Source organism: Enterococcus sp. AZ194, from assembly GCF_051713825.1.
In the GTDB taxonomy this organism is placed as follows: Bacteria; Bacillota; Bacilli; order Lactobacillales; family Enterococcaceae; genus Enterococcus_K.
In genome coordinates this window covers 2,859,016-2,871,756 of record NZ_JBIOQR010000001.1, presented here as the reverse complement: position 1 = coordinate 2,871,756, position 12,741 = coordinate 2,859,016, and the positions used below count along the sequence as shown (strand labels likewise).

At 37.8% G+C, this 12,741-nt stretch carries 8 protein-coding genes; 7 read left to right on the top strand and 1 reads right to left on the bottom strand.

Going from position 1 to position 12,741, the window contains the following annotated elements; all coding sequences use genetic code 11:
• The first annotated feature begins 70 nt into the window (after positions 1-70).
• Entirely contained in the window at positions 71-1,786 is a 1,716-nt protein-coding gene (locus IGI37_RS13510; RefSeq protein ID WP_438762536.1) for a glycoside hydrolase family 2 protein, read from the top strand.
• A gap of 109 nt (positions 1,787-1,895) precedes the next feature.
• Here IGI37_RS13510 and IGI37_RS13505 read toward each other — a convergent pair whose 3' ends face one another.
• Positions 1,896-2,792: an AraC family transcriptional regulator gene (locus tag IGI37_RS13505; RefSeq protein ID WP_438762534.1), complete on the bottom strand. Its 897-nt coding sequence runs from the start codon at positions 2,790-2,792 to the stop codon at positions 1,896-1,898.
• A 125-nt stretch (positions 2,793-2,917) separates the two neighbouring features.
• On the opposite strand from IGI37_RS13505, the gene IGI37_RS13500 reads away from it, so the two are divergent.
• The 6 genes from IGI37_RS13500 (at position 2,918) to IGI37_RS13475 (ending at position 12,664) form a co-directional block, all read left to right on the top strand.
• Positions 2,918-6,199, top strand: coding sequence for a DUF5107 domain-containing protein (locus IGI37_RS13500; RefSeq protein ID WP_438762532.1), 3,282 nt, complete (start codon positions 2,918-2,920; stop codon positions 6,197-6,199).
• A gap of 6 nt (positions 6,200-6,205) precedes the next feature.
• On the top strand, positions 6,206-7,273 hold the full coding sequence (locus IGI37_RS13495) for an aldose epimerase family protein (protein WP_438762530.1): 1,068 nt from the start codon (positions 6,206-6,208) through the stop codon (positions 7,271-7,273).
• Positions 7,270-8,547: an ABC transporter substrate-binding protein gene (locus IGI37_RS13490; RefSeq protein ID WP_438762528.1), complete on the top strand. Its 1,278-nt coding sequence runs from the start codon at positions 7,270-7,272 to the stop codon at positions 8,545-8,547. The genes IGI37_RS13495 and IGI37_RS13490 overlap by 4 nt, the downstream gene beginning before the upstream one ends.
• Before the next feature lie 113 nt (positions 8,548-8,660).
• Positions 8,661-9,551, top strand: a complete 891-nt coding sequence (locus IGI37_RS13485; RefSeq protein ID WP_438762526.1) for a carbohydrate ABC transporter permease — start codon at positions 8,661-8,663, stop codon at positions 9,549-9,551.
• 21 nt (positions 9,552-9,572) lie between these two features.
• On the top strand, positions 9,573-10,451 hold the full coding sequence (locus IGI37_RS13480) for a carbohydrate ABC transporter permease (RefSeq protein WP_438762524.1): 879 nt from the start codon (positions 9,573-9,575) through the stop codon (positions 10,449-10,451).
• Positions 10,452-10,465: 14 nt separating this feature from the next.
• Positions 10,466-12,664 carry an alpha-galactosidase gene (locus IGI37_RS13475; RefSeq protein ID WP_438762522.1) on the top strand — a complete coding sequence of 733 codons (2,199 nt, stop codon included), beginning with the start codon at positions 10,466-10,468 and terminating at the stop codon, positions 12,662-12,664.
• Positions 12,665-12,741 lie beyond the last annotated feature (77 nt).

Sequence of the window (12,741 nt, the reverse complement as noted above, 5' to 3'; positions counted from 1 at the left end):
CGGATTCTCTCTTAAACTAAAATTATATGACTGTATACTATAAATGTAAAGAGTGAATGGAGGGAAAGTAATGAACAACATACCAAGACAAGAACATCCACAGCCTCAATGGCAAAGAAAGAATTGGGAAAATCTAAATGGCACCTGGGCGTTTGCCTTTGACTTTGGGAAAACTGGACTAGAAAGAGGTTGGCAAACAAAGGCGTCATTTGATCAAGAGATTTTGGTACCGTTTTGTCCGGAAAGTAAATTAAGTGGGATTGAATATACAGACTTTATGCCTGCTGTGTGGTACAAACGAACGATCCAAATTTCCAAAGAACAGCTACAAGGCGAAATTCGTTTACATTTTGGCGCCGTCGATTATTCAAGTCAAGTTTTTATAAATGGTCAGTTAGTTGGGACACATCTAGGTGGATATTCATCGTTTTCATTTGACATTTCGACATTTGTAACGGTTGGCGAAAACACGTTGACGGTGTATGTAGAAGATGATAATCGAACAGGTCGACAAGCAAAAGGAAAGCAGAGTAGCTTATATTATTCTCATGGATGCGATTATACACGAACAACGGGTATTTGGCAGACAGTTTGGTTAGAATTTTTACCAAAAGTTTCGATTCAAGAAGCAAAATTTTATCCAAATGTATCCGAGGGGAGCGTAACAATTGAAGCGACAGTTAGTGGACGTGACGAATTAAAGGCGGCAGTCTATTATGAAGGAGCTCTTTGTGGCGAGACGAATTCAGTCATTTCTTCCCACGGTTTTCTAACAATTGCACTTTCAGAAATACATTTGTGGGAGGTTGGTTGCGGACGTTTGTATGATGTTGTCTTAACTTATGGAGAAGACGTTGTAAAAAGTTATTTTGGTCTTAGAGAAGTCGTATTAGAAGACAACAAATTCTTATTAAATGGGCAACCCGTATTTCAACGATTCGTGTTAGATCAGGGATTTTATCCAGAAGGTATCTATACAGCAACAGATGACGAGATGTTAAAAAGAGATATTCAGCTTAGTTTGGATGCAGGGTTTAATGGAGCAAGATTACATGAAAAAGCCTTTGAACCACGATTTTTATATCATTGTGACAAGGCAGGTTACATGGTTTGGGGAGAGATGGCTAACTGGGGCTTAGATATTTCTTCGTATTCAGCAATGGCTGATTTTCTACCAGAGTGGACGAGTCTTGTAGCACGAGATTTTAATCATCCGGCAATCATCACATGGTGTCCGTTTAATGAATCTTGGGATTATGAAAACCGACGCCAAAAGCCTGAGTTATTAGAGATGATTTATCATACAACTAAAGGTATGGATAAAACGAGACCGTGTATTGACACGAGCGGCAATTATCATGTGATTACAGATATCTATGATGTGCATGATTACGCACAAGATGTGCAAGTATTTACAGAGCACTTTACTGGAGAAAAACAAAAGAATGGTGTTTTCTGGGATGAACATGACGCACGTCAGCAATATAATGGCGAACCATTTTGCGTTAGCGAATATGGTGGAATTAAGTGGGATCCGACCGAACAATCTGGAGATTCTTGGGGTTACGGAGAAGAACCAAAGACAGAAGAAGAATTTTTTGAGCGATATCGTGGGTTAACAGAGGTCTTATTAAACCATCCGAAGATCTTTGGCTTCTGTTATACACAGCTATATGATGTCGAACAAGAAAAAAATGGTTTATATTATTATGATCGTACGCCAAAATTTGATATGCAAAAATTTAAAGAAATCAATCAACAAAAAGCGAAGATAGAAGAGGTTTAGGCAGAGAAATAAATAACTTAAATAGAAAAAAACTAATCATAAGTCAGCGATGTGTGTATCTTAAATCTCGCGTGGCTATTATGGTTAGTTTTTTTATTTTACACCCAGACTAATTTAAAGGAAATGGATTGATATTGTTCATTTCTTCCCGATATTTTTTTGGAGATTTTCCCGTATTCTTTTTGAATAATCGAGAGAAATAGAACGAGTCTTGATAACCAACCTTATCGGAGATTTGGTAGAGTTTTAGGTCCGTCATTTTGAGATACATACAGGCTTTTTCTATTCGAATATGAATTAGAAAATCGATGGGCGATTTTTCAGTATATTTTTTGAAAATGGCGCTTAAATAACTAGGAGAGACATTGCTTACGCGTGCTAGGTCAGCTAAACTTAACTCCTGCTGGTAATTCTGATTCATGTAATCGACGCATTTCTGCAATAAAATGTTTTGTTTATCGATAACTTCCTCTTTGGCTAAAAAAACATCTGTCAAAATCAGTAGTAAATAATTCGCGCTGCTAAGTAGGTTCGGTAAAGAGACCTCTTGATCAGCTAGTTCAAGAAGTTCTGAAAAATTATGCTGAATCCGGCGCATACGGTCAGCACCAAAAACCGGGATTATTTTTACTTCATCTTGTGTGAATAGCTTCGTGTTTGGTGTATAAAAATGAATCCACATAACAGTCCATGGGGCTAATTTATCTGCAAAGTAGCGATGAGGGGTATTTCTAGGAATGCAAAGTGCTTCATTTTCTTTTATCCGGTAGGATTCCTCATTATTTAACTCGACTGTTCCTGCACCGTCCAAACAAATGAGTAAAATATTCTCTTGTGCACCTAAAGAACGTTCAGCATAATGATATTTTGCATTTGGAAAGAAACCAATTTTTGTTACATAAGTTTCTTTGATGGGTAAGTTTGCGATGATTGTTTGATAACGACTTGTGGGAAGAACAATTATATGTCGTTCCCCTGAAAAGCCTTCACGTTTTCTAATATCCATTTGCTTCACCTCTTTTTAATTTTCTCACAAAAAAGTAAGATAGTCCATGAATAAATAGGAAAGTCAATTCACCAATTGTCTGAAAGCGTTTAATATAAGGGCATGAAACGTAAAGGAGAAGAATGATGAACGAAACAAATGTGAACATGTGGGAAGAAAAAATAATCATACCTACTTATAAAACGGCAGTTCCAGATAAGAATCCGTTATTTTTTGAAAAGAGGGTCTATCAGGGAAGTAGCGGCAAGGTTTATCCGTTGCCGATTACAGAAAAAATAATGGATGATAAAGAGGGTGTAGAATATAATGCAGTTTTCATTGAGAACGCCTATTTGAAGGTAATGATTTTACCAGAATTAGGGGGACGAATTCAGCGAGCATATGATAAAACCAACCAATACGATTTTGTCTATTATAACCATGTAATCAAGCCCGCGTTAGTTGGTTTAGTGGGACCGTGGATTTCAGGAGGGATTGAGTTCAACTGGCCACAACATCATAGACCGAGTACGTATATGCCAACTGAGTACAAACTAGTAGATAATGAAGATGGCAGTAAAACGGTGTATGTAAGTGAAATTGATCAGATGTATGGGACAAAAGGTATGGCGGGATTTACTTTGTATCCTGACAAAGCATATATTGAAATTACAGGGAAGTTATACAATCGAACGGATACCCCTCAAACATTTTTATGGTGGGCCAATCCTGCAGTTCCTGTAAATGATCATACGTATTCGGTGTTTCCACCAGATGTGCATGCAGTAATGGATCACGGAAAACGGGCAGTTTCAAGTTTTCCAATCGCTACGGGCACGTATTACAAGTATGATTACTCAGAAGGAATTGATATTTCAAGATATAAAAATGTGGAGGTACCGACTTCTTATATGGCTTACCATTCAGATTATGATTTTATTGGTAATTACGATGAACAAAAAAAAGCGGGCTTACTCCATGTAGCGGATCATCATATTTCTCCGGGAAAAAAACAATGGACATGGGGAAATGGTGACTTTGGTCAATCCTGGGATCAAAATTTAACGGATGAAGATGGTCCGTATATTGAGTTGATGACAGGAGTATTCACGGATAATCAGCCAGATTTCACATGGTTAAAACCTTATGAAGAAAAAACATTTACACAATATTTTATGCCTTATAAGGGCGTTGGGAGAGTAAAAAATGCAACCATAAAAGCAGCATTAAATATTGAAATAGAAGACAATCAGCTCGTACTTACTTGTTATGGAACGCAAAAAATGGCAGATGTTTCCATCCATCTCTCAGTTGATGATCAAATTATTTTTTCAGAAAAATTCCAAATGTCTCCGATTGATTTTCAAACATTTACTGTCACCTCATCAATTGAAACAATTGATGAACGAGTAAAAGTTGCAGTGGTCAGTAAAGAAGGAGAAATTCTAGTAGCTTATCAGGGAGAAAAACAAACGATTCCTGAATTACCAGATCCAGCGGAAAGTTTAGCTTTACCAAAAGACTTAAAGTCGACAGAAGAATTGTATTTAGCTGCCACTCACATAGAACAATATCGACATGCTACACTAGACGCCGAGGATTATTATTTGGAAGGCTTAAATCGAGATGCTTCGGATATTCGTTTAAATAATGGGTATGGGGTTTCTTTATACAAGCGTGGTTTATTTAAAGAGAGCATTGAATTTTTAAAGAGAGCTGTAGCTAAACAAACATGGAAGTCTCCAAATCCTTATTATGGCGAACCGTTATTTAATTTAGGACTCGCTCAGTTAAGTGCAGGCCAACGTTCAGAGAGCTTTGATTCATTTTATAAAGCAACGTGGAGTGATGATACACAGGCTGCTAGCTTTTATCAATTAGCATGTATTGAAGCACAAAACGGGAATTACAATTCAGCTTTAGCGTTTATCGAAAAAGCACTAGTCAAAAATGCACACAGCATGAAAGCTAGAGGGTTACAACTAGTGCTCAGCAGAAAACTTGGAAAAAAAGTTGAAGCATTGATAAAAAGGAATTACGCGATTGATTATTTAGACTTGGCAACCCATTTTGAAGAGTTTCTTTTAACGGGTCGTAAAGAGCCTTGGGAAAAAGTGATGCGTGGGAGCCTAAATAATTATCTAGAATTGGCTGTTGACTATATACAGTTTGGAGATATCGATAGTGCCCTACAGATTTTACAAGCATTTCCAAATGAGGCACCAATGATTCACTACTTTATTGCGTATCTGTATCATCGTAATGGAGAAAATGAGCAAGCTAGAACACAGGTTCAATTGGCAGAAAAAGTGCCTTCTGATTACTGTTTCCCTAATAAACTGAGTGAACAAATGGTGCTAGTTAAGTTAATTGAGTTGTTCCCAGAAGAGACAGGTTTTGCCAAGTACTATTTAGGGAACTTATTTTATGATAAACGCAGGTATGAAGAAGCGATAGAATTGTGGGAAGAAAGCGTCCATCAAATCCCTGAATTCCCCACGGTCTATCGGAATTTAGCGTTTGCTTACTTTAACCAAAGGAATGATTTAGATGGTGCGTTAGACAAGATGACTAATGCCTTTTCTAAAGACAACAAGGATGCACGCCTTCTACTAGAATTCGACCTATTAAAAGCGAAAAAAGGGCTTTCTATCCGAGAAAGACGGACTTTCCTAGAAAAACATCTTCAGACGGTTCTGGTAAGAGACGATTTGTATGTTGAATATATTACTTTATTAAATAATGATGGAGATTATCAAAAAGCACTATCTTGTATCCAAAATCGACAGTTTCACCCTTGGGAAGGTGGGGAAGGAAAGGTTTCTGCACAATATGTTTATAGTCTCGTTCAATTGGCTCGACAAACAGAAGATTTAGAGACAGCCAACAAGTATTTGTTAGCGGCTCTAGACAGACCACGTAATCTTGGTGAAGGGAAATTAGCCAACTATCATGACAATTTTGTTCATTTCTACCTTGGTCAAAATTATGAAGGATTAGGATTACAGACCAAAGCCAATGAACATTATCAATTAGCTACGAAAGGGGGCAACCAGCCAGAAAGTGTGATGTACTACAATGATCAGCCAGCAGATTTAATCCTGTATAAAGGGTTGGCTCATCAAAAAATAGGGGAGGAAAAGGAGGCCAGAACTTGTTTCCATAAGCTACTCTCTTATGGTGAAAAGCATTTTTATGATGAAGTAGCCTACGATTATTTTGCAGTATCCTTGCCAGCAACGGTTGTTTTTAAAGAAGATCTATCTTTGAAAAATCAAATTTATTGCGAGTATCTAATGGGTCTAGCTTATATTGGTCTAACAGATTATCAAAAAGCAACAGAGATATTTAATAAGATACTAAGTAAAAATCCTGCTTATCAAGGTGCTTTACAACATTTACTTTTTATTAAGAATGAAGAGCAGTGAAAATAAATGGAAATTTCCAGAGAGACAATTATTAGAAGTGTTGGCCCCGCCATAGAAGTTTATGCGTTAACCAATTCAAATAAGATCCGTGTCGAGCTTTCTAATTATGGGGCTAGCGTCCTAAGCATTTATACACCAGATAGCCAAAGTCGATTGGCGAATATCGTTTTAGGCTTTAAAGATGCGACTGATTATTTAGCCACACGTAGTTATTTTGGGGCAACGGTAGGGCGAGTAGCTGGTAGAATAAGCTATGGTGAGGGAAGACTTTCAGATTCATCAAAGGTTGACTTGAGTAAAAACGACCCACCGCATCATTTACACGGTGGTTTTGTAGGACTAGATAATCAATTTTGGGTTGCACGTTCTTATAAGACGAGAGAAGCTGGGACGGTCGTTTTTTCCCTATTGTTACCAGATAAGATGGAGGGCTATCCAGGAAATCTAATGATTCAAACGTATTATACGTTAACAAATGAGAATCAATTGATTATTAAATATCGTGCTTATTCAGATAGGGAGACGTTGTTTAATCCAACGAATCATATGTATTTTAATTTATCTGGTTCTATGACTAGCGATATCTCAACGCATAGACTCTCTCTTGCAAGTGATTTTTATACACCGATTACAGTTGAAAGTATTCCTACAGGGGCAGTCAGAAGTGTCAAGAATTCCGTCTTTGATTTGAACCAACCAAAAATACTTGCTGAATTAATAGAAAGTCAAGAGCAAAGCATAATTGAGCAAGGGGGAGTGAATCATCCTTGGATTTTGAGAAGTTCTAAAGAGCCTATTTTATTGAGTGACCCCAAAAGTGGTCGAAGGGTGAAAATCCAGACAGATCAACCGGCAGTTGTTCTCTATTCAGGCAATCATTTTAACGAGAATCCCTTTCTCTTAAAACAAGGAATGATTAAACATGGTGGGCTGGCAATTGAATGTCAAGCCCTACCTGATGCAGGAAAATATCCCGAGTTTGGAACTATCTGTTTAAAAGGAAACACATTTTTTGAATCTAACACCATTTATACCTTTGACATAGACAAACCTAGAAAAGAGGAAAAAAAATGAATCGAACAATAAAAAATGTAACAACCCTATTAATTGGCCTTCTTGCGTTAACCGTATTGGGTGCCTGTGGAGGAGGCCAGCAAAAGAAAGATGGAACAGCATCTGGGGAAACGACCTTAAAATTTCAAATTTGGGACACCAATCAAAAAGCAGGAATGGAAAAAATGGCTGAGGCCTTCACGAAAGAAAATCCTAAGATCAAGGTTGAAGTAGAAGTGACACCGTGGGATCAATATTGGACAAAACTACAAGCAGCAGCAACAGGTGGTAACATGGCTGATATCTTTTGGATGCACCCAGATCAAGTGTATACATTTGAAGAAGGTGGCGCGATGCTCGATTTAACAGATAAGATTAAAGACAGTGCTATCGATATGTCAAAATTCCCAGAATACATCACAAGTGGGTATAACATCGGGGATAAACAATATGCGATTCCTAAAGATTTCAGCACGATTGGCTTATGGTACAACAAGGATTTATTTGATGCGGCAGGAGTCAGCTACCCTGATGATACATGGACTTGGGATACTTGGATGGATGCGGCGAAAAAGTTAACGAACAAAGAAAAAGGAATTTATGGCATGTTAGCACCTGCAAATGGACAAAACTTCTGGTATAACCTCGTTTGGCAAAATGGCTCTGATCTTATTTCCAAAGATGGCAAAAAGACAATGCTAGGAGATCCCAAAACAGTTGAAGCCCTTAAATATGGTGTTTCATTTATTGAAAAAGGTTACTCACCAACAACAGCAGATTTTGCTAATACAACAGCAGATCAATATTTCGAATCTGGGAAGGCCGCGATGGTCACATCTGGGTCATGGATGGCCAATGAATATTTATCTATTGATGGGTTACATGCTGATGTTGCACCGATGCCTAAAGGAACACAAAGAGGATCGGTTTCTAGCGGTATGGGTTATGCGATTGCTGCGAATACCAAACATGAAGATGAAGCTTGGAAATTTTTACAATTTCTTGCGGGTGATGAAGCCAATAAAATTCAATCAAAATCCGGTGCTGCAATTTCAGCTTTAGAGGGTACACAACAACCATGGGTAGATTCTTTACCAGATATTAATGCTAAAGTCTTTGTAGATGCTGCAGATTATGGCTACTCTTCAATGAGTACACCATCAAGAGCTGCTTGGGTTGAGACAGAACAAGAGTATGCAAACCAAATTTTCTCACTATCTATAGACGTTGAAAAAGGTTGTCAGGAAATGGCCCAAAAGGCTCAATCAGAAATTGATGACTATTTTGCACAGTAGAAAATCACAGTAGATTAGTTAGTTTAGATGAAAGTCTTGAGGAGGATCATACTAGATTTTCCTCAGACCTTTTATTATAAAAAATCATCTACAGGAAAGTGGGGACGACAAATATGAAAGCGACATCAATGAAAAAACAAAAGCTATTATGGGGAACAATACTAGTTGCACCAACACTTCTCTATATAATTGTCATGAACATTTGGCCAATGCTTCAAACAATCTACTTTAGTTTTAATAATATTAGAGGTTTAGGCATTCCGCGTTGGGTGGGTCTAGCAAACTATCAAAAAGCTTTTTCAGACCCCGACGTCTTACGCTCTTTGTCGAATACATTTATCTATACAGTAATTACTGTTCCAGTCGGGACGATTCTTTCCTTACTTACTGCGGTCTTTTTAAATACCAAGATACGTTTTAAGTCAGCGTTTCGACTCATTTATTTTATTCCTGTTGTAACGGCGCCTACTGCAGTCGCGATGGTTTGGCGATGGATGTATAATGCTGACTTTGGCTTAATTAATTACTTTCTTTCCTTTGTTGGTATAAAAGGCCCCAATTGGATTGGTGATCCTAAATTTGTCCTACTTGCTATCATGATTGTCGGGATTTGGTCATCCGTTGGTTATAACATGATTATTATCTTAGGCGGACTCCAAGATATCCCTAAAACCTATTATGAAGCAGCTGAAATAGATGGGGCGACACCAATAAAAAAATTCTTCACCATTACAGTCCCACTTCTCTCACCAACTCTATTTTTTGTTGTAACCACTTCGTTTTTGAGTGCACTACAAGTCTTTGATTTAGTATTTATGATGATTGATAAAACGAATCCAGCCTTAAAATCGGCAGAATCCATTGTCTATCTGTTTTATAAACAAACCTTTGACTCAAATAATCGAGGGTATGGGGCGGCAATTGCTGTACTTCTACTGATTTTAATCTTTATAGGGACGGCAATCCAAATGAAACTGCAAAAGAAATGGGTTCACTATAACTAGATAGAAACGAGGAGAAGAGTAATGGAAGCAACAAAAGTAACCACAACTACGGTAGATAGGAAACAAAAGCCAAAGAAAAAACAGAGAAATAAGGGTTTATTAGTTATCTATATTTGTTTAATTTTAGGTTCGTTTGTCATGCTCTTGCCTTTTGTATGGAGCGTGTTAACATCATTCAAAACATTATCTGAATCGCTACAATTTCCGCCAAACATCCTGCCAAATAAATTTGATACAGCAAATTACAAAAGCGTTTGGGAAGCACTCCCATTTGGACATTTTTTCATAAACACAGGGTTAATGATTATCTTTCGTGTGCTCTTTTCAGTCCTGTTCAGTGCAATGGCGGGTTACGCATTTGCCAGAATTCGGATTAAAGGAATGAATATTTTATTTTTAATCGTTCTTTTACCAATGATGGTTCCAGGACAAGTTTTTGTTTTACCTCAATATTTATTGATGTCAAAATTAGGCTTAGCCAATACGATAACCGCTCTAATTATCCCAGGAATTGCCAGTACATTTGGAACGTTTTTAATGCGGCAATTTTTTATGACGATTCCAGAAGAAATCGAGGAAGCCGCAATTTTAGACGGCTGTAATTACGGCCAAATGTTTGTAAGAGTGATGCTACCCTTGGCTAAGGCACCATTAATTTCGGTGGGGATATTTACAGCACTGTTCTCATGGAAAGATTTAATGTGGCCGTTGATCATTAATATGTCTCCGGATAAAATGCCGTTGTCTGCAGGTCTAGCTCTACTACAAGGACAATATACCACCAATTATCCACAATTAATGGCAGGTTCTGTCATTGCCACCATTCCAATGTTAATTTTATATTTTATTTTCCAAAAGCAATTTATCCAAGGAATTGCTTCTACTGGATCAAAAGAGTAAAGGGGAACGATGATATGACGATTCATTTTGATGAAAATAAGAGACAATTCCATTTGTTCAACGAATCAATTAGCTACGTTATGGAGCTATATAGAGGGACGTATCTTTTGCAGACCTACTTTGGTGAACGGATTCAAGCGTTTACCCAGAGTTTGCCTTATCCCCTAAAAGACCGCTCATCTTTTTCGCCAAATCCGAAAGACTGGCCAGATAGAGGGTTCTCACTTGACTCAGCCCTGCAAGAAATTCCAGGCTATGATACTGGGGACTATCGAGAATCGATTTGTGCCTTTACCTTTTGCGATGGGACAAAAGCTGTCGGGTTCAGCTATCTTGAGCACACGATTTTTCAAGGGAAAAAGGCTCTCGATGGTCTTCCGGCAACTTATGTTGAAGACGATGAGGAAGCAGAGACACTCGAGATAACAATGATTGATGCAAAACGTCAGTTAAAAGCGGTTCTTTCTTATACCATCTTTGCCAAGAGAAGTGTGATTACCAAATCGATACGATACCAAAACATGGGCAATCAAGTCCTCTATATAAATAAAGCCTTGAGTAGCTGCCTAGATTTACCAGATGCTAATTTTGATTTACTACAGCTTCCCGGAGCATGGGCGAATGAAAAACAATTAAAGAGAGACCGACTTTCTATGGGAGTTCACGTGCTTGATAGTAAGCGTGGGGCAAGTAGTGTCATGCAGCAACCATTTATGGCTCTGATGAGACCTGAGGCAAATGAACATTCTGGCGAGGTTTATGGATTTCACTTTGTCTATAGTGGGAATTTCAAGATGGCGACAGAATTCAGTTTCTTTGAACAGACCAGAGTTTTAATTGGGATAAATGATCATAACTTTAGTTGGAAACTAGGTGCAAACGAGATATTTCAGACACCAGAAGTGGTTTGTGTCTATTCAAATAAGGGGTTAAATAGCTTGTCTTCGACTTTTCACAAACTGTATCGTGAACGCCTGGCAAGAGGGTTTCATAAGTATCAAGAACGGCCAATATTGATTAATAATTGGGAATCTACTTATTTTGATTTTACGGAAGAAAAGTTGCTTGCGTTCACACAGAAGGCTCAGAAGTTAGGTGTGGAATTATTTGTGCTCGATGATGGTTGGTTTGAGGGGAGAAACTCAGATACAACTTCTCTAGGAGACTGGATAGTTGATAAGAAAAAACTTCCTGGCGGCTTAAAACAGCTCGCAAAAAAAATTCAAGCAGAAGGATTAAAATTTGGTTTGTGGTTTGAGCCAGAAATGATTTCAGAAAACAGTCAACTGTTTGAACAGCATCCGGATTGGCATTTACATGTGACCGATTATCCTTCATCAATTGGGCGAAATCAATATGTTTTGGATTTCAGTCGAAGTGAAGTTCGGGAAGAAATTTATCGTCAAGTGACACAAATTCTGGATAATGTGCCGATTGATTATATTAAATGGGATATGAATCGAAATATGACAGAGGTAGCTTCTGTCTTAAGGGAGACTGACCAACAAATGGAAACGAGCCATCGCTATATTTTGGGGCTCTATGAATTTTTGGAAAAGTTAACCAATCGATATCCTACGATCCTTTTTGAAAACTGTTCAGGTGGTGGTGGGCGATTTGATCCAGGGATGGTCTATTACATGCCTCAAAGCTGGGTAAGTGATAATACAGATGCTGTGGAACGCTTAAAAATTCAATATGGAAATAGCTTAATTTTCCCATCTGTCATGACTTGCGCTCATTTGTCCGCTGTTCCAAATCATCAAGTAGGAAGAATCACACCACTAGATACGAGAGCAGCAGTCGCGATGTCAGCCAATTTTGGTCTAATGATTGATTTGGAGAAAGAATCATCCGTTGACATTGACAAAATTGCAGAATACCTTCAGTGGTACAAAAAGAATAGACAGCTGCTTCAGTTTGGTGATTTTTATCGGTTATTAAGTCCTTTTGAATCCAATCATGCCTCTTGGGTTTTTGTAAACGAGGAAAAATCAAAAGCTATTCTATTTTTCTTTGAGATTCTAGCAAACGCCAATAAACCATTTATAAAGGTTAAACTAAAAGGGCTGCAAGAATCAGCCGTTTATCAAATCCAAGAACAGACGTATACAGGAGATGAGCTTATGAAGTTTGGTCTCTATTTAAATGAAGAGCTGTTTGGAGATTTTCAAAGTAAAATCATTGAAATAAATCGAATAGATTCATTTTAGTTAGAAGTCATTAGAAAGTTAAAAATAGCTATCATTTTCGTTGGTTAGCCCAACAAAAGAGATAGCTATTTTTTGTG

Bases quoted from the DNA above. Each gene is read 5' to 3' on its own strand.
- IGI37_RS13505 (WP_438762534.1), bottom strand. From the start codon at position 2,792: ATGGATATTAGAAAACGTGAAGGCTTTTCAGGGGAACGACATATAATT.
- IGI37_RS13485 (WP_438762526.1), top strand. From the start codon at position 8,661: ATGAAAGCGACATCAATGAAAAAACAAAAGCTATTATGGGGAACAATA.
- IGI37_RS13480 (WP_438762524.1), top strand. From the start codon at position 9,573: ATGGAAGCAACAAAAGTAACCACAACTACGGTAGATAGGAAACAAAAG.
- IGI37_RS13495 (WP_438762530.1), top strand. From the start codon at position 6,206: ATGGAAATTTCCAGAGAGACAATTATTAGAAGTGTTGGCCCCGCCATA.
- IGI37_RS13475 (WP_438762522.1), top strand. From the start codon at position 10,466: ATGACGATTCATTTTGATGAAAATAAGAGACAATTCCATTTGTTCAAC.
- IGI37_RS13510 (WP_438762536.1), top strand. From the start codon at position 71: ATGAACAACATACCAAGACAAGAACATCCACAGCCTCAATGGCAAAGA.
- IGI37_RS13500 (WP_438762532.1), top strand. From the start codon at position 2,918: ATGAACGAAACAAATGTGAACATGTGGGAAGAAAAAATAATCATACCT.
- IGI37_RS13490 (WP_438762528.1), top strand. From the start codon at position 7,270: ATGAATCGAACAATAAAAAATGTAACAACCCTATTAATTGGCCTTCTT.